Genomic DNA, 18244 nt, shown 5'->3' with positions numbered 1-18244 from the left:
AACGGCGTGCCTTAAATACGCACGCCGGGGCCGGAAGCGTCGGACAGGCTGCGGCAGGGCGCAGCCATGGCCGTAGCCGTCAGGCAGTGAGGCGCTTGCGGCCCTTGGCGCGACGACGCGCGAGGACCTTGCGGCCGTCGGCGGTCTTCATGCGGGCACGGAAACCGTGGTCGCGCTTGCGCTTGAGGTTGCTGGGCTGGTAGGTGCGCTTGGTGGCCATGATCGGGCTCGTTGCATGTCGTGTGGCGTGACGCGGGGTCGACTGGATCGCGCCAGGCGCGACTGCGAAACCGCAAGAACCGGCAATTATGCAGGCGCGGCCCGGGGCGGGTCAAATGGCCGCGGACCCGGCGAAGCGCGACGGATGCGGGGGGGCCAGCAGGGTGGTAGTCTGGCCGACTCCCACCGCCCCGCTCCGTCAGGCGTCCGGGCCCGGCCGCCGCGCCGGCCCGACGGCCCACGGCATGGCCCGGTGCGCTCCCGCCGTCTCTGCAAGTTCCCGAATACCGATGGATGCCTGGCCCCGCTGTCTCGAACGTCTCGAAGCCGAACTGCCGGTGGAGGAGGTGCAGACCTGGTTGAAGCCGCTGCAGGCGCGCCTGCGCGACGACGGCATGGTGCTGTACGCCCCGAACGCGTTCGTGCGCGACGCCGTGCAGGCGAAATACCTGCCGCGGATCAGCGAGCTGCTGGATCACTATGCCGGCAACGGGACGGTCTCGCTGGAAATTGGATCAGCGGTGCGCCCGGCCGCTGCGCCGCCCACGCCGACTCAGGCGCTGGCGACCGCGCGCGCCAACGGGCCTGCCTCCGCCGAGGGTTACGGCGGCAATCTGGACAATCACTACACCTTCGACAACTTCGTCGAGGGTCGCAGCAACCAGTTGGGCCGCGCTGCTGCGTGGCAGGCGGCGCAGAAACCCGGCGACCGCGCCCACAATCCGCTGCTGTTGTACGGCGGTACGGGGCTGGGCAAGACCCATCTGATGTTCGCCGCCGGCAACGAAATGCGCCGGCAGAATCCAGGCATGCGGGTGATGTATCTGCGCAGCGAGCAGTTCTTCAGCGCGATGATGAAGGCGCTGCAGGACAAGACGATGGATGCGTTCAAGCGCCAGTTCCAGCAGGTCGATGCGCTGCTGATCGACGATATCCAGTTCTTCGCCGGCAAGGACCGCACCCAGGAAGAGTTCTTCCACACCTTCAACGCGCTGTTCGACGGGCGCCAGCAGATCATCCTGACCTGCGACCGCTATCCGCGCGAGGTGGAAGGGTTGGAGCCGCGGTTGAAGTCGCGTCTCGCCTGGGGGCTGTCGGTGGCGATCGAGCCGCCGGACTTCGAGACCCGGGCCCAGATCGTGCTGTCGAAGGCGCGCGAACGCGGGGTGAACCTTCCCGAGGATGTCGCTTTCCTGCTCGCCAAGAAAATGCGCAGCAACGTGCGTGACCTCGAAGGCGCGCTCAACACGCTGTCGGCGCGGGCGAACTTCACCGGGCGCGCGATCACCCCGGAATTCGCGCAGGAAACGCTGCGCGACCTGCTGCGCGCGCAGCAGCAGGCCATCGGCATCGCCAATATCCAGAAGGCCGTGGCAGACTACTACGGCTTGCAGATCAAGGATCTGTTGTCCAAGCGCCGGACCCGCTCGCTGGCTCGCCCGCGGCAGGTGGCGATGGCCTTGGCGAAGGAACTGACCGAGCACAGCCTGCCGGAGATCGGCGATGCGTTCGCGGGGCGCGACCACACCACGGTCCTGCACGCGTGCCGCCAGATCCGGACGCTCAGCGAGAGCGACGGCAAGCTGCGCGAGGACTGGGACAAATTGATCCGCAAGCTCAGCGAATGAAGGGTTGTGCACAGCCGCGTCTCAGAGAATGAGAACAGGCTGGAGACAATCTGTGGATAAGTGCGAGGCGCAAAACCGCATCCAAAGTTGTCCACAGGGTGTCCCCACCGTCTCCGGACGGTTGTACAGACCTTCGCAAGTTCGGAATTGTTATTGAATTCAAGAGCCTGGATGCGTTACCCCCGGCTTTCGGCGACACCATCACCACCATCTTTTAAGATTTTCCATCTATTTGAAGCTTGGCCGGCACGTCGGTCGAACGAGGGGAATCCACTCACATGCGTTTCAGTCTGCAACGCGAAGTGCTCTTGAAGCCGCTGGCCCAGGTCGTCAACGTGGTCGAGCGCCGGCAGACCCTTCCGGTCTTGGCCAATCTCCTGGCCCGGGTCGAAGGCGATCTGCTCTCCCTGACCGGCACCGATCTCGAAGTCGAGATGGTCGCGCGCACGAAGATCGACGACGCCGAAGCCGGCGAGACGACCATCCCCGCGCGCAAGTTGTTCGAGATCGTGCGTGCTCTCCCGGACGGCAGCAAGGTCACCGTCAGCCAGTCGGGCGACAAGATCACGGTCTCGGCCGGACGCAGTCGCTTCACGCTCGCCAGCCTGCCGGCCAACGATTTTCCGGCGCTGGACGAAGTGGATGCGACCGAGCGGGTCAAGGTCGGCGAAGCGGGGCTCAAGGAACTGATCGAACGCACCGCGTTCGCGATGGCGCAGCAGGACGTTCGTTATTACCTGAACGGCCTGCTGTTCGATCTGCGCGACAAGGCGCTGCGCTGTGTGGCCACCGACGGGCACCGACTGGCGCTGTGCGAAGCGGTCCTGGACGAAGCGGTACAGACCAAGCGCCAGATCATCGTGCCGCGCAAGGGCGTGCTGGAATTGCAACGCCTGCTGGAAGGCGGCGACCGCGAACTCGAACTCGAGATGGGTCGCAGCCATATCCGCGTGAAGCGCGACGACGTCACCTTCACCAGCAAGCTGATCGACGGTCGTTTCCCGGATTACGAAGCGGTGATTCCGATCGGCGCCGATCGCGAGGTCCGGATCGATCGCGAGGCGTTTCGCGCTTCCCTGCAGCGCGCGGCGATCCTCTCGAACGAGAAGTACCGCGGCGTGCGTATCGAAGTGTCGCCCGGCCAGCTCAAGATCAACGCCCACAATCCGGAGCAGGAAGAAGCGCAGGAAGAAATCGAGGCCGACACCAGGGTCGACAGTCTGGTCATCGGTTTCAACGTGAACTACCTGCTCGACGCCCTGTCCGCGCTGCGCGACGAGCATGTCGTGCTGCAGTTGCGCGACGCCAACTCCTCGGCGCTCGTCCGTGAGGCCAGCAGCGAGAAGTGCCGTCACGTGGTGATGCCGCTGCGCCTCTGAACGGGCTCCCCGTGATGGAGGATGGGTTCCACGTGGAACATAATGAGACGCATACGATTCGCCCGGGCTTTCCCGGGCGAATTCGTTTGAGCCGAGGTGCAGACTGGAGTCATCCATGCGGGTGACGCGTCTGCAGGTGGCGAATGTCCGCCGTTTGGCGGCCGTGGAGTTGCTCCCGGCGCCGGGTATCAATCTCGTCACCGGCGACAACGGCGCGGGCAAGACCAGTCTGCTGGAAGCGCTGCATCTGCTCGCCTACGGCCGCAGTTTCCGCGGCCGGGTCCGCGACGGTCTGATTCGCACCGGGGCGGATGCGGTCGAAGTCTTCGCGGAATGGCGGGAAGAGAACGACGGCCGGACCCGCCGTGCCGGATTGCGCCACGCCGGCCAGCGCTGGGAAGGGCGGCTCGACGGCGCGTCCGTCAGCCAGTTGGGAGAGTTGTGTGCGGCGTTGGCCGTGGTGACGTTCGAGCCCGGCAGTCATGCTCTGGTGACCGGCGGCGGCGAGCCGCGGCGCAGGCTCGTGGATTGGGGTTTGTTCCACGTGGAACCAGATTTTCTGCCGTTGTGGCGCCGCTATGCGCGGGCGCTGAAACAACGCAATGCCCTGCTCAAGGCCAAGGTGCGCGACCGACAGCTGGATGCATGGGACCATGAGTTGGCGGATGCTGGCGAGCCTCTGACCCGGTACCGTCAGGCGTATCTGGATGCCCTCGAACCGCTGTTGCAGGCGACGAGCACGGACCTTGCGCCCGGGTTGGGTCACGCGTCGCTGCATTTCCAGCCCGGGTGGTCCCGAGACCAGTTGTCGCTGGCGGATGCCCTCGTGATTGCTCGCGACCGTGATCTGGCCAATGGTTTCACGTCGATCGGTCCGCATCGCGCGGACTGGCGGATCGATTACGCCGCATTGCCGGGCCGGGAAACCCTTTCCCGCGGACAAGCCAAGCTGTCGGCGCTCTCGGTGCTGCTGGCACAGGCCGAGCGGCATGCCCAAGGCTGCGGCGAATGGCCGGTGGTGGCGTTGGACGATCTGGCCTCGGAGCTGGACCGGAACCACCAACGACGCGTCCTGGAGCGTTTGATCCTCTCGGGTGCGCAGGTCTTCATCACCGGGACCGAGATGCCGCCCAGTGTGTCGACACTGGATGTTCCGGTTCGCTTGTTCCACGTGGAACATCGCGGGTCGGGATCCGTGCTCAGACCCCTGGACTGACGGGCCGCATCGGGCTCAAGCCCGCTTGGCACCGGGATCGGGGACCCGTTAGGCTGTGGCTTGGGCCTTCAGGATGGCCGTATGCGCAGTCTGTCGTCTCACGTGTTTTCGTCGATCCTCCCGCGCGGTCGGCGCAACGCCATGGCCATGGCCGTCGTTGCGTTCGTGCAGATGATTTCAGGGTGCCACCCCGCCATGACTTCCCCGGTTTCGCAAAACGCCGTTGCCTCGGCGGTCGATGGCCCCGCTTCGGGGACCGTCGCCGACTGGCCGTTGACCTTCGAGCGCCACCTGTTCGGTGCCGTCTGTTTCGATACCCACGGCTGCAGCGTGCGCTACGACGGCCGCGAGCATGGCACCACCGCCGATACGCCGCCGGTGTCGAGCCTGCCGCCCGGGCGTTTCGATGCGCTGATGATCGCCCGCTACGGCGATCTGCCCAATTTTCCGGGCCCGGCGCAGTTGCGCTGGCGTGCGAAGGACGGAGCCGAGCTGACCGCCGAGGTCGATCTCGGCGAGATCTTCGGCGATAGCCTGATCCGCCACGAGGTTCCGCGCGAGGACATCGCCGAGGGCGTCAGCATGGGCTTCACCCATGTCCTGATCGAAGTGAACGACCGTACCGTCAACGTGTATACCCGGACCCTGATTCCGACCAAGCGCGAGCAGGTCCCGGGCAACAAGCACAGCCAGTTCCGCGACGATCTCATCAAGGTCCATAGCCGTAGCTACTGATCCGGAGCGATCCCATGAACGAACCCGTCCGTGCCCGGCAGTCCGATGGTGTCGATGTCGCTCCGGTCACCCGTGCCGATCTGCAGGCGTACACCGATGCCAACCGTGAGCTCGGGCGGATGCAGGTTCCGGTGATGGTCAGCGACGATCGGCCCAACGAACGGCTGTTCGTCGCGGTGCTGGATGGCACCGGCAACGACATGAACGACCCCGGCAGGGGGCCGCCGACGGGTCCGGCGCAGATCTTCGCGCAGATCCGCGATCAGCAGAACGCCGGTCAATTGACCAATGTCGCTGCGGGTTACCTCCAGGGGCCGGGCACCGGCTCGTTCGGTACCTGGGACGGTGCCCGCGGCTATACCTTCGAAGAACGCGGCGAAACGATGTACCGCCAGTTCATCGAACAATCGGCGCGTTGGTTGCGCGAGAATCCCGACGCCGATATCCGCGTGGCCGCGATCGGTTTCAGTCGTGGCGCGGAACAGGCCGCGTACTTCACGCGCCTCGTCGACGAACGCGGGATTCAGGACCCGACCGGCGCGGTTTACACCACCGGGGACGATGGTCTGGTCACCGGTGTCCGCTACACCAGGCCGCCGCTGGTGGCGCCGGGCCAGGTGGCGCAGGCAGCGGTGCTCGAAGACCCCGTCGCCACGGGCGACCCGCGGAACTACGACCGCCGCCTGCCGCCCAGCGTGATTTCCGCGATGCAGATCACCGCGCGCGACGAAACCCGCGACCAGTTTATCGGCACGCAGCATCTGCCGACCGGCCTCAGCGACGATCAGCGTTCATTGAACATCACGGTGCCCGGGGCGCACAGCAACATCGGGGACGGCTACGAGGCCAACGGGCTGGGCATCCGCAACACCAACATGGCGTCGCAATATCTCAACGGCTTGGTCGACAACGATCGGCCCTTGCTGCGGCTGCGGACCGAGCCGGCGTTCGGAGATCCGAGCAACGTCATCCACGACTCCGAGGGCCACAACTCCTGGATCTATACCCGGCGCGGTTTCGATCGGGATGGCGTCCGCGATGTGAATCATCAGGTCGGCGCGCCGGAATACGCCGTGACCATGGATGGCATGCCTTATCAGGTGCCGCCCAGCGCAGAGAACCGCATGCGCGAGCCCATGGATCAATCGCTGGCGGAACGGTTCGATTACCGCGCGCTGCCCCTGGCGCCGATTCCCGGCCCGCTGGACCCGCGCCAGGGTGCCCTCGATCCCGCGCGCGATGCCAGTCCGTTCGATCGTCTCGGTCGCGCCGCACTGGCTGGCGATGTCGACGGCACGCGCGGCATCGGTCAGCAATTCCTCGAGACCGGCCCGGGCCAGAGTTGGCTGCAGGAAGGCCGCGCCTTCAATCTCGAACAGGCGCGATTGCGCGATCAGGCCGCGGCCGTGCCACCGCCGACGGTCGATGAGCCCGCGCGCCAGCCGGCGATGGCGCGCTGACGGTCCAATGATCGCCGCCATCACATCGACACGGGATTGAGCGATGACCCCAGAGGCGTTGCAGGACTTCGCGCTGAAACTGGCCGCGGTGGCCGATATGCTCGATCAGCGCAGCACGCAGGCCGCGCAGTCGGCCGCGCAGGGTGCCCAACAACTGCAGTCGGTCGCGCAGAGCCTGGTGCAGCAGCATCGGCAGATGACCGAGCAAACGCTCGGCACCATCGGCACCCAGGCCCGGCAGTCGATCGAACAGGGCACCGCGGAATCGCTCGAACAACTGCGCAAAGAATTGCGCCTGGCCAGCGAAAGCGCGGGACAGAGCGCCAAGCTCATCGCTGACCAGGCCCAAGCCTTGCAGAAAGCCCAGAAGGGCATGCTGTGGAAAGCCGCACTGGCCCTCGTGATCGGCGCGGTGCTCGCCGCGGGCGGCACCGCGTTCATCGCCTGGCGCAGCCTGCAGCAGTTCAAACGCGCCGATTTCGCCGAGGACGTGCTTGAAGCCACCCGCAGCGGCGCCATCACCCGCTGCGGAGAGGCGCTGTGCGCGCGTGTGGGCGACGCCCCGCGCAAATACGGCCGCAAGGGCGAATATCTGCTGCTCGAGCCGTAGCGCGCGGCACAGTGCGCCTGCGGGCCTGTCGATGCGGTGGACCCGCCGAACCTCCCGACGCGCTATAATTCCGCCCTCGTCACCAATAGCTAATGTGTCGTGCAGCGCACGGCCATCCGCCTGCCGCAGCGGATTCAACGACAGCCGAACCAACAGCAGCCAAACCCAGCAGCCGACCGAAGCGAATGACCGAAGACACCCAGCAGCCCGGCGCCAACAACACCTACGACTCCAGCAAGATCACCGTGCTCCGCGGCCTGGAGGCCGTGCGCAAGCGGCCTGGCATGTACATCGGCGACGTCCACGACGGCACCGGCCTGCATCACATGGTGTTCGAAGTGGTCGACAACTCGGTCGACGAGGCGCTGGCCGGCCATGCCGACGACATCATCGTGACCCTGCACGAAGACGGTTCGTGTTCGGTCTCGGACAACGGCCGCGGCATTCCCGTCGACATCCACAAGGAAGAAGGCGTGTCCGCGGCCGAGGTCATCCTCACCGTGCTCCACGCGGGCGGCAAGTTCGACGACAACAGCTACAAGGTCTCCGGCGGTCTGCACGGCGTCGGCGTGTCGGTGGTGAACGCGCTGTCCGAACATCTGTGGCTGGAGATCTGGCGCGACGGTCATCACTACGAACAGGAATACGCGCTCGGCGAGCCGCAGTATCCGCTGAAGCAGCTGGAACCGTCGGACAAGCGCGGCACGCGCCTGCGCTTCAAGCCGTCGGTCGAGATCTTCACCGACGTCGAATTCCATTACGACATCCTCGCCAAGCGCCTGCGCGAACTGTCGTTCCTGAATTCCGGCGTCAAGATCACCCTGATCGACGAACGTCGCGACGAGCGCGGCGACACCCGCCAGGATGTGTTCCAGTACGAAGGCGGCATCCGTTCGTTCGTCGAACATCTGGCGCAGCTGAAGACGCCGCTCCACCCGAACGTGATTTCGGTGAGCGGCGAGCAGAACGGCATCACCGTGGACGTGGCCCTGCAGTGGACCGACGCCTACCAGGAAACGATGTTCTGCTTCACCAACAATATTCCGCAGAAGGACGGCGGCACCCATCTGATCGGTTTCCGCGCCGCGCTCACGCGCACGCTGACGAACTACATCGAGCAGAGCGGCATCGCCAAACAGGCCAAGGTCACGCTGTCCGGCGACGACATGCGCGAAGGTCTGATCGCGGTGCTGTCGGTGAAGGTGCCCGATCCGAGCTTCTCCTCGCAGACCAAGGAAAAACTGGTCAGCTCGGAAGTGCGTCCGGTGGTGGAAAGCACCTTCGGCGCGCGCCTCGAGGAATTCCTGCAGGAGCATCCGAACGAAGCCCGCGCGATCACCGGCAAGATCGTCGACGCTGCGCGCGCACGCGAAGCCGCGCGCAAGGCGCGCGACCTCACCCGCCGCAAGGGTGCGCTCGACATCGCCGGCCTGCCCGGCAAGCTCGCCGACTGCCAGGAAAAGGATCCGGCGCTGTCCGAACTGTTCATCGTCGAGGGCGACTCGGCCGGCGGCTCGGCGAAACAGGGCCGCAATCGTCGCAATCAGGCGGTACTGCCACTGCGCGGCAAGATCCTCAACGTGGAACGCGCGCGCTTCGACCGCATGCTGTCGTCCGCGGAAGTCGGCACGCTGATCACCGCGCTCGGCACCGGCATCGGCAAGGACGAATACAACCCGGACAAACTGCGCTACCACCGCATCATCATCATGACCGACGCCGACGTCGACGGCTCGCACATCCGCACGCTGCTGCTGACGTTCTTCTACCGGCAGATGCCGGAGCTGATCGAGCGCGGCCACATCTACATCGGCCTGCCGCCGCTGTACAAGATCAAGCAGGGCAAGAACGAGCTGTACCTCAAGGACGATGCCGCGCTCGACGCCTATCTGGCGAGCAACGCGGTGGAGAACGCATCGCTGGTGCCGGCGGCGGGCGAGGGCGCCATCCTCGGCGCGCATCTGGAAAAACTGCTGCTGGTCTACGCCGGCGCGCGCGATGCGATCGCCCGCAACGCGCATCGTTTCGATCCCGCGCTGCTCGAAATGCTGATCGACTTCGCGCCGATCGACGCCGCCGCCATCGCAGGTTTCGCCGACGATCGCAGCGCGCTCGACGCCCTCGAAGCCCGGCTCAACCGCACCGGTCTCGGCCGGCCGCGTTACCGCATCGGCGTGCAGGCCGCGACCGACGCCCAGGCGGCGGCGCTGCTCGTCACCCGCACCCACATGGGCGAATCCATCGTGCAGGTGTTGCCGGCGGCGAGCTTCGAAACCGGCGAACTGCGTCCGTTGCGCGAAGCGGCGAAGGAATTGCACGAGCTGCTGCGCGATGGCGCGAAAATCCTGCGCGGCAACCGCGAGGAGCCGGTGGCGAGTTTCGCCCAGGCGCACGGCTGGCTGCTCGATGAAGCGAAGAAGGGCCGCCAGATCCAGCGCTTCAAGGGTCTCGGCGAAATGAACCCGGAGCAGCTGTGGGAAACCACGGTGAACCCGGACTCCCGCCGCCTGCTGCAGGTGCGCATCGAGGACGCGGTCGCCGCCGACCAGATCTTCAGCACGCTGATGGGCGATGTGGTCGAGCCGCGCCGCGAATTCATCGAGGACAACGCGCTGAAGGTGGCGAATCTCGACGTGTGAGCCGGAGATCCGGCGCCGGGGCTCGACCCCGGGCGGCGCACCCGCGCGTTCGAAGCCGCGGTGCGCCAACGCGTGCCGGAGCGGGGTCGGTATCCCCCCGCTACGGCCCGGAGGCTGCGACCATTGTCGCGTCTTCACCGATCGGCGGCGCCGATTGACGAAACCTTAATCCTCTTCGGATTACAACAGTCGCCCCATCCACCCCGGAGCTGCCGCCATGCCCCAACCGAAACACCGGTCTGCCGCGCTTGGCGTCGCCCTGGGGCTGGCCTGCACCGTGCTGGTCACTGCCTGCGCCACGACCACGTCCTCCACCGGGCGCAAGCAATATGTCGGCGGGGTGTCGCAGCAGCAGCTCGATCAGCTGGGCGCACAGGCCTTCGATGAACAGAAGGCCAAGAAACCGTTGACCCAGGACGGCAAGCAGTCGGCCTATGTGCGCTGCGTGGTGGATGCCATCGTGCGCGAGCTGCCGCCGCAGTGGCAGCAGGGCGGCTGGGACGAGGCGGTCTTCGTCGACAAGAATCCCAATGCCTTCGCATTGCCCGGCGGCAAGGTCGGCGTCTACACCGGCATTTTCGATGTGGCCCGCAATCAGGACCAGTTCGCCGCGGTGATCGGCCACGAAATCGGCCATGTGATCGAACGCCACCACGACGAGCGCGTCACCCGGCAGATGGGCGCGGCCGGCGCGGTCCAGTTGTTGTCGGTGCTCGCGGGTGCCCGCTACGGCCAGAGCGGTTCGCAGCTCGCCAGCCAGGGCGGCAGCGTGATCGCGCAGACCGGCTTCCTGTTGCCCGGCACCCGCGAGCAGGAAACCGAAGCGGACGTCGTCGGCCAGCGGCTGATGGCCCAGGCCGGCTTCGACCCGCGCCAGGCGGTGGATCTGTGGCAGAACATGCTCGCCGCCAGCGCCAGTCGTCCGCCGGAATGGCTGTCCACGCATCCAGACCCGACCTCCCGCATCGGCGAGCTGCGCAAACGCGCCGAAAGCCTGATGCCGGTGTATCAACAGGCGCGCGCCGCCGGCCGCAAACCGGCCTGCGGCTGAGCGTTCGACCATCGAACTCCTTTCCGCCCCCATGCCATTCCGCACGCGGCCCGTCCGCGCCCACCGCAACGGCCGCCGCGCCGTGAACGACGCTCACCAGCCTCCGAGAACCGCCATGACCGCTTCCACCCGCCGCTTTCCGACCACCGTCCTCGCCGCCACCGTCGCCCTCCTGCTCGGTTGCGCCTTCGCCGGCAGTGCCCTGGCGCAGGACGACGACGATTACGACGACAAGCCGAAGTCGGATCGCATGAGCGGCAGTGCGGCGGCCGCCGCCGACCGCGCGCGTCAGCGCAAGGCCGAAGCCGCGGCCAAGGCCAACCAGCAGCCCGAGATGTTCCCGCAGGCCACCCGCAAGCCGCCGGAGCAGAAGGTGTCGCAGAAGGACGCCAAGGTCGCCAACGGCATCCAGGCCGACTTCGACGCCAAGAAATTCCCCGACGTGATCGCGAAGGTCGACGCCTACGCCGCCGGCAGCCAGAACGCCTATCTGCTCAGTTATTTCTATCAGTTGGCCGCGAGCGCGGCGATCGAGCAGGACGACCGCGCCAAGGGCGTCGACTACTACCGCAAGGCGGTGGAAGCCAACGGCCTCGACAACAACGGCCACTACCAGATCATGTTCAACCTGTCGGTGATCCTCAACGAACTGGATCGCGATGCCGAAGCCCTGACCTGGATCGACCGTTATCTCGCCGAGACCAAGAACGAATCCGAACAGGCCCTTGGCCTGAAGGCGTATCTGCTGAGCAAGCTCGATCGCGCCGGCGAAGGCGCCGCGCTGTACGAGAAATTGCTGGCCGCCAATCCCGGCGACCGTGCGACGCTGATGAACGCGGTGTCGCTGTACCAGCAGGCGGACAATTTCGACAAGGCCAACGCGCTGCTGGAGGCCGCGCGCGCGCAGGGCCTGCTGAAGGACGCCAACGAATTCCGCACGCTGTTCGTGGGTTACATCAACGCCAACAAATACAAGGAAGCGCAGGCCGTTCTGGAAGACGGCGTGGCCAAGGGCGCGATCCCCGCATCGCAGACGCTGGCCAACGACTATGCGGTGATCGCCCAGAATTATCTCGCCGAAGACAAGGTGGCCCAGGCCATCGACTTCTACGGCCGCGCGGCCAAAGTGGCGACCAACGGCGAAGCCGCGCTCAATCTGGCCAAGGTGCTGCGCAACGAGAATCGCATCGGCGAGGCGAAGGCGGCGGCCCGCGAGGCCCTTGCCAAAGGCATCAAGAAGCCGAAGGATGCGAACGATATCCTGGCGCTGCCGGGCAAGTAATGCGAAACCGCCCGATACGGTCACGTATCGAGCGGCGTTTCAGGCAGGGGTGTTGGTAAGTCCTGCTGCGATTGGTATAAGCTTACAGATTCCCGCGACCGGTTCTCACTACGAGGGCCGGCCGCGGTTCGACCATTCCGGGGTGTCGTGGTTGGGGGTCGGGTTCACTTTCAGGGATTGATCGCGAACGCGATACCGAATCAGCACCACGAGTCCGCTAAACCGAGCCTGCTGCGCATGACCCAACCGTTGCCGACCCCTGACAAGCGCGACCGCGAAGAACCCGGCCTGAACTGGCCGCGGATCACCGCCATCAGTTTCGCCATCGCGCTGCATATCGCGGCGCTCATGCTGTTGCTGGTGCCGGTCACTCCGCCGGGCGCCGAGCAGGAAGAAGAGCAGAACACCAGCGTCGTCATCATCGAGCCGCCGCCGAAGCCGCCGGAACCGCCGCCGCCGCCGCCGGAACCGCCGAAGGAAATCAAGCTCACTCCGCAGGAAGTGCCGCGCGAAACGCCGCCGGAACCCCAGCCCGAGCCGCCGCCGGTGATCTTCGACGAACCGTCGCCGATGGCCGAACCGGCCCCGCCGCCGGTTCCGCCGGCGCCGCCGACCCCGCCCGCGCCGACCGGTCCGCCGCGCAACGACAACGACCTGCGCGCCAGCCTGTGCGTGCGTCCGTCGCTGGCCCCGCTGCAGCAGGCCGCCAGCCGCGCCGGCGTCGCCGCCGACCTCGCCCTGATGATCACCTACCAGGCCGACGGCACCATCACCAATGTCGACATCGTGAAGAGCAGCCGCAACCGCGATCTGGACCGCGCCGCACAGACCTGGGCGAAACGCGCCAAGCTGTGTCCGGGTTCCGCCGGTCAGGGTCGTCTGCCGTTCTCGTTCGCGACCGAATAAGTCAAGGCGTCATCCTGCTGATCCAGCGACACCAGGTTCAGCAAACCAGATTCAGCAAGACCCGCTTCTGCAATTCAGCTTCCGCAAATCCGTTTCATCCCGCTCCACGTACCCTTCGTTAGATCCTTCCACACACAAGAAAGGTAAGCGTCATGCTGCAGGAAACCACCACCGCCGCAACCGGGGGCAACGCCGCCGCTCTGAAGCAGATGGGCGTCGACCATCTGGCGCGCGAAATGCTCGGCAACCCGGGCGACTACGTCGTCCAGCTCGTGGTTGCCGCCACCCTGGTCATCATGTCCGCGATGTCCTGGTACTGGATCGTGGTCAACTTCATCAAGAACTCCAACCTCCGTCGTCGTGGCGATTCCGTCACGCAGACGTTCTGGGAAACCCCGAACGCGCAGGACGCGATCCGCTTCATGGAAGAGCAGCCCAAGAGCGAGCCCTTCTCGAAGATCGCCCTCGATGCCGCCCAAGCCGCTGCGCATCACCAGCGTCATGAAGGCTCGCGTCTGGTCGAGTCGCTGAACCGTTCCGAGTTCGTCGACCGCGCGCTGCGCCAGGGCGTCATCCGCGAATCGATGGGTCTGGAAAGCGGCCTCACCGTGCTCGCCACCGTCGGTTCGACCGCGCCGTTCGTCGGTCTGCTCGGCACCGTGTGGGGCATCTACGGCGCCCTGATCAAGATCGGTGCGACCGGCCAGGCTTCGATCGATGCCGTCGCCGGCCCGGTGGGCGAGGCGCTGATCATGACCGCCGTCGGTCTGTTCGTCGCCATCCCGGCGGTGCTCGCGTACAACTTCTTCGTGCGCCTGAACCGCATCACGAACAACAAGTTCGACACCTTCGCCCACGATCTGCACGACTTCTTCGCGACCGGCGCCCGCGTCGGCGAAGTCGGCGGCAAGCGCTGATCCGCACGCCCAGATCGAACACCTGACGGAGCACAGTCATGGCCTTCAGTACCGGCAACGACAGCGGCGGCCCGATGTCCGAAATCAACGTCACGCCCCTCGTGGACGTGATGTTGGTGCTGCTGATCATCTTCATGATCACGGCACCGCTGATGTCGCACAAAACCAAGGTCGAACTGCCCGAAGCCAACTACGACAAGCGGGAAGAAAAACCGCTCCAGGCGACCCCGATCACGATCGCGGTCACCGAGGAGGGCAAGTACTTCTACAACGACGAGCCGGTCACCCTCGACCTGCTCGGCAGCCGCTTCTCGACCCAGGCGCAGATGACCCCGCAGCCGCAGGTCAACGTCCGCGGCGACAAGGCCACGCCTTATCGCTTCGTGAAACAGGCGGTCGATCTCGCCCAGGCCAACGGCATGCGCAAGGTCGGTTTTGTGGCCACCCGCGAACGCAACTGACGCGCATCGACGAGAGAGATTGAACCATGGCATTCGCTTCCAACTCCGGTTCGGGCCCGATGGCCGACATCAACGTCACGCCGCTCGTCGACGTGATGCTGGTGCTGCTGATCATCTTCATGGTGACCGCGCCGATCCTGTCCTATCCGATCGACATCGATCTGCCGCAGCCCAATCGTCAGCCGCCGCCGGAGACGGAACCGCCGCCGCCGATCAAGCTCCGCATCGATGCCGCCGGTGCCGTGTACTGGAACGACAGCACCACGCCGATCTCCGCCCTGCGCAACATGATGCAGGCCGAAGTCGAGCGTGATCCGAACAACCAGCCCACGCTCGAAATCGACATGAACGAGGATGCGCGTTACGAAATCCTCGCCAAGGTCCTGGCCTCGGCCAAGGACTCGGACATGAAGAAGATCGGCTTCGTCAAGAAATAAACCGCACTACCGGCCGAAGGTGGACCTGCAGCCCGCCTCCACGCCTCCAACCGCTTGCCTCTTTTCGACGCCGCCCCTCGGGGCGGCGTTTTTTTGTGCCCGCTCGGACATCGTGCCGGGGGCTTGCCGACGCCGCGGGGACAGGCATAAGGTGAGGTTGTCACCCACACCGGAGGAGCGTCGCCATGGCTTTCGCCCAAGCACAGACCCGGCAGGACAGCCTTTCGCAGATCAACATCACCCCGCTGGTGGATGTGATGCTGGTGATGTTGGTGATCTTCATGATCGCGGCGCCGGTCTTCAGCCGGCCGATTCCGCTGGACATCGGGCGTGGTGGAACGCCGCCAGAAAATCCCCCGGCGCCACTCGAACTGCGGATCGCCGCCTCCGGCGAACTCTTTCTCGGCGGTCGGCCGATGCCGATGTCGGCCTTGCCGTCGGTGTTCTCGGCCGAACTCGAACGCGCCGGTGGCCAGCCGCTGATCCTGAGCATCGACGCCAACGGCGATGCCGATTACCAGACCGTCGCCAGGGTGCTGGCCGCTGCGCAAAACGCCGGCCTCGCCAACATCCGCTTCGAATAAGACATCGCGCTCGAATGCGCGTGGGCGGCCGTTCGCCGCCCGCTGCGCTCAACGTCCGTCGAGGATGGCGAGATACGCCTTGACCGTGGCCTCGAGCCCGGCATACAGCGCTTCGCCGATCAGCGCGTGGCCGATCGAGACTTCGAGCACGTTCGGAACATCGCGGAGAAACCGGCCCAGATTGGCCTGACTCAGGTCGTGGCCGGCATTCACGCCCATTCCGTGCGCGGCTGCAGCGCGTGCGGTTTCGGCGAACAGGGCGAGCTGCGTATCCGCCGATCCCGACGCGTAGGCTTCGGCGTAGGGACCGGTGTAGAGCTCGATGCGATCGGCGCCGCTGGCGGCCGCGGCCGAGAGATCGGCGCCGGCGTCGGCGAAGAGGCTGACCCTGCAACCGAGCGCCTTGAGCGTGGAGACCTGCTCTCGCAGCGCGTCGCGCTCGCGGACGAAATCGAAACCGTGGTCGGAAGTGAGCTGGCCGTCTCCATCCGGGACCAGGGTCGCCTGGGCGGGGCGCGCCTCCGCACAGAGCGCGTGGAAGCCGGGATAACCGTCGCGCGGTGGCGCGAAGGGATTGCCTTCGAGGTTGAATTCGACGCCGTAACTGCGCGTCAGCTCGGCGAGCGCGAACACATCGTCGGTGCGGATATGGCGCGCATCCGGTCGCGGATGCACGGTGATGCCGTGAGCGCCGGCGTCGAGACAGGCGCGGGCGGCGGTCACCACGTCCGGATCGTGCGCACCGCGCGAATTGCGCAGGACCGCGATCTTGTTGACGTTGACGCTGAGGACGGTCAAGACGGTGTCGCGACGATTCAGGGCTGCGGGACGTTCTGGTCGACCTGTTGGCCGTTGCCGGCTTCCGCGCGCTTGGCTTCGGCCTGTTCGCGCAGACGACGCAGTTCCTGCGGATCGATCAGCATGGCTTCGCTGCGGGCGCTGTTGTCCACACGCTGGGCCAGCAGGGACATCACGCTGAATACGGTGAGCCCGAGGGATGCCAGGGCGCAGACCACCAGGAGAGCCATCGACGTGGTCGTCAGCGCGACCATCAGCAGGGCGGCGGCGATGAGGAGGAGCAACCAGGGCATGAGGGCGTCCTTCACGGGGGACTGAGGGGCGGGCGCCAGTCTACTCCGGGCGCCGCCGTCGCCGACAGCCCGCCGGGCCGGCCCACGCCTGCCGTCCGTCGCCCGTGCGTGGCGGGCAGGTCCGCTGGCTGCAGAAGCGGCCGGCTACAGCAATGGCGACATCAACCGCGCCAACGCCTCCGGCAGGCGGGTCCGGAACAGGCGTCGCTGGCGATCGTTGCGGACCCGCGGGGCGCGGACGAACTCGCCTTCGATCAGCTTCGCCATCCGCGCGCCGAGATCGCGGTCCTGGAACAACACCGCGACCTCGAAGTTCAGGCGGAAGCTGCGGTGATCGAAATTCGAGCTGCCGACGATCGTCGAGGCATCGTCGACCAGCAGCGCCTTCGTGTGCAGCATCCGTGGCCCGTATTCGTAGATCTTCACGCCCGCAGCCAGCAGATCGTCGTAGTACGAACGCGCCGCCAAGGTCACCAGTTTCGAATCGCTCATCCGCGGTACCAGCAGGCGCACGTCCAGTCCGCCGAGCGCGGCCGACGTCAGCGCCATCATCGCCGCTTCGCCGGGGACGAAGTAGGGCGTGACCAGCCACACGCGTTCGCGCGCCGCGTGGATCAGGCCGACCTGCAGGCGATGGATCGCTTCCCACGACGAATCCGGCCCGGAGGTCAGCACCTGCGCCGAAATCGCGCCGCTTTCCGGAACGGGCAGCGTGCGCGCGATCTCGGAGATGAAACCGCGATCGCCGGTGGCGTACACCCAGTCTTCGGCGAACACCAGCTGCAGCGCGCGCACCGCATCGCCCTCGATCCGCAGGTGCAGATCGCGATAGGCGTCCGCGCGGATGCGCTCGTTCTCGTCGTCGGTGACGTTGATGCCGCCGGTATAGCCGATGCGGCTGTCGATCACGGCGATCTTGCGATGCGTACGCAGGTTGAGCCACGGTCGCCACCAGAACCGCCAGAAATGCGTGGGATGGAACCACGCCACTTCGCCGCCGGCATCGACCAGCGGCGCGAGGAACGTGCCGGTGCAGGCGCCGGAACCGATCGCGTCCAGCAGCAGGCGCACCTTCACTCCGCGCTTCGCGCACGCGACCAGCGCGTCGCGCAGCGCCGCGCCGCTGCGGTCCGGCGTGTAGATGTAGTACTCCAGATGCACCTGATGCCGTGCGTGAGCGATGTCCTCGATCAGCGCGTCGTACTTCGCCGCGCCATCCACCAGCAGGCGCACGTCGCGGGCGGTGCCGGGCGGCAGCCCGGTCGCGCCCTGCGCGAGCCGCGCCAGTTCCTGTGCCTCCGGCGAACTCGCGGCGGGGCACAGGCCGCCCTCGATCACGTCGCGCTCCAGCCGGCTGCGCGCGCGGCGCAGGCGCTGCCGCTGGATCTTCTGCGGGCCCAGCAGGTGATAGATCAGAAAGCCGATGTAGGGCAGCAACGCGAGACCGAGCAACCAGCTCAACGTCGCCACGGGCTCGCGCTTCTGCAGCACGATCCAGCCGCCGAGCACGATCATGTAGACGACCCAGCCGACGAACAGCGCCAGACCCAGCCACGGACCGAATCCGGGTATCCGGTCGATCCAGTCCCACAGTGCGAACATCCGGAGACCTCCGTCGCAGCGATTGCG

The 18244-nt window shown here is 66.2% G+C and carries 18 protein-coding genes; 14 read left to right on the top strand and 4 right to left on the bottom strand.

What is annotated here, in order from left to right:
- Positions 1-79: 79 nt before the first annotated feature.
- Positions 80-220, bottom strand: coding sequence for a 50S ribosomal protein L34 (gene rpmH, locus ABD974_RS06585; protein WP_041043460.1), 141 nt, complete (start codon positions 218-220; stop codon positions 80-82).
- A 289-nt stretch (positions 221-509) separates the two neighbouring features.
- On the opposite strand from rpmH, the gene dnaA reads away from it, so the two are divergent.
- The 14 genes from dnaA to ABD974_RS06515 all read left to right on the top strand — a co-directional run bounded on the left by dnaA (position 510) and on the right by ABD974_RS06515 (position 15524).
- The gene (gene dnaA, locus ABD974_RS06580) at positions 510-1847 is read left to right on the top strand and encodes a chromosomal replication initiator protein DnaA (protein ID WP_345302508.1); all 1338 of its coding nucleotides are present in this window, start codon (positions 510-512) and stop codon (positions 1845-1847) included.
- Between the two features lie 278 nt (positions 1848-2125).
- Positions 2126-3226, top strand: coding sequence for a DNA polymerase III subunit beta (gene dnaN, locus ABD974_RS06575; protein WP_345302507.1), 1101 nt, complete (start codon positions 2126-2128; stop codon positions 3224-3226).
- Between the two features lie 115 nt (positions 3227-3341).
- On the top strand, positions 3342-4442 hold the full coding sequence (gene recF / locus ABD974_RS06570) for a DNA replication/repair protein RecF (RefSeq protein WP_345302506.1): 1101 nt from the start codon (positions 3342-3344) through the stop codon (positions 4440-4442).
- A 195-nt stretch (positions 4443-4637) separates the two neighbouring features.
- Complete coding sequence (locus ABD974_RS06565; RefSeq protein ID WP_345302505.1) at positions 4638-5177, top strand: hypothetical protein; 540 nt, start codon at positions 4638-4640, stop codon at positions 5175-5177.
- A gap of 14 nt (positions 5178-5191) precedes the next feature.
- Positions 5192-6637, top strand: a complete 1446-nt coding sequence (locus ABD974_RS06560; protein WP_345302504.1) for a DUF2235 domain-containing protein — start codon at positions 5192-5194, stop codon at positions 6635-6637.
- 43 nt (positions 6638-6680) lie between these two features.
- Positions 6681-7247, top strand: a complete 567-nt coding sequence (locus ABD974_RS06555) for a hypothetical protein (protein ID WP_345302503.1) — start codon at positions 6681-6683, stop codon at positions 7245-7247.
- Positions 7248-7432: 185 nt separating this feature from the next.
- Positions 7433-9886, top strand: a complete 2454-nt coding sequence (gene gyrB, locus ABD974_RS06550; protein WP_345302502.1) for a DNA topoisomerase (ATP-hydrolyzing) subunit B — start codon at positions 7433-7435, stop codon at positions 9884-9886.
- Between the two features lie 217 nt (positions 9887-10103).
- Entirely contained in the window at positions 10104-10937 is an 834-nt protein-coding gene (locus ABD974_RS06545) for a M48 family metallopeptidase (protein ID WP_345302501.1), read from the top strand.
- 115 nt (positions 10938-11052) lie between these two features.
- A complete protein-coding gene (locus ABD974_RS06540) occupies positions 11053-12219 on the top strand; it encodes a tetratricopeptide repeat protein (protein WP_345302500.1) in 1167 nt (388 codons plus the stop codon).
- Between the two features lie 237 nt (positions 12220-12456).
- Positions 12457-13125: an energy transducer TonB gene (locus ABD974_RS06535; RefSeq protein WP_345302499.1), complete on the top strand. Its 669-nt coding sequence runs from the start codon at positions 12457-12459 to the stop codon at positions 13123-13125.
- Between the two features lie 152 nt (positions 13126-13277).
- Positions 13278-14042 carry a MotA/TolQ/ExbB proton channel family protein gene (locus tag ABD974_RS06530; protein WP_345302498.1) on the top strand — a complete coding sequence of 255 codons (765 nt, stop codon included), beginning with the start codon at positions 13278-13280 and terminating at the stop codon, positions 14040-14042.
- A gap of 38 nt (positions 14043-14080) precedes the next feature.
- Positions 14081-14503 carry an ExbD/TolR family protein gene (locus ABD974_RS06525; RefSeq protein WP_345302497.1) on the top strand — a complete coding sequence of 141 codons (423 nt, stop codon included), beginning with the start codon at positions 14081-14083 and terminating at the stop codon, positions 14501-14503.
- 26 nt (positions 14504-14529) lie between these two features.
- Positions 14530-14940 carry an ExbD/TolR family protein gene (locus ABD974_RS06520; protein WP_345302496.1) on the top strand — a complete coding sequence of 137 codons (411 nt, stop codon included), beginning with the start codon at positions 14530-14532 and terminating at the stop codon, positions 14938-14940.
- 185 nt (positions 14941-15125) lie between these two features.
- Positions 15126-15524: an ExbD/TolR family protein gene (locus tag ABD974_RS06515; RefSeq protein ID WP_345302495.1), complete on the top strand. Its 399-nt coding sequence runs from the start codon at positions 15126-15128 to the stop codon at positions 15522-15524.
- 48 nt (positions 15525-15572) lie between these two features.
- Here the strand turns inward: ABD974_RS06515 and ABD974_RS06510 are convergent, their stop codons facing one another.
- From ABD974_RS06510 to cls, 3 genes are all read right to left on the bottom strand, one after another.
- Positions 15573-16322 (bottom strand): pyridoxine 5'-phosphate synthase, encoded by a 750-nt coding sequence (locus tag ABD974_RS06510; protein ID WP_345302494.1) that lies wholly within the window; start codon positions 16320-16322, stop codon positions 15573-15575.
- A 17-nt stretch (positions 16323-16339) separates the two neighbouring features.
- Complete coding sequence (locus ABD974_RS06505; RefSeq protein ID WP_345302493.1) at positions 16340-16615, bottom strand: hypothetical protein; 276 nt, start codon at positions 16613-16615, stop codon at positions 16340-16342.
- Between the two features lie 144 nt (positions 16616-16759).
- Complete coding sequence (gene cls / locus ABD974_RS06500; RefSeq protein WP_345302492.1) at positions 16760-18217, bottom strand: cardiolipin synthase; 1458 nt, start codon at positions 18215-18217, stop codon at positions 16760-16762.
- Positions 18218-18244 lie beyond the last annotated feature (27 nt).

The organism is Lysobacter hankyongensis, assembly GCF_039543145.1.
GTDB lineage: Bacteria > Pseudomonadota > Gammaproteobacteria > Xanthomonadales > Xanthomonadaceae > Lysobacter_I > Lysobacter_I hankyongensis.
Note: the sequence above shows the minus strand (reverse complement) of the source record. Positions and strands in the feature narration are given on the sequence as shown.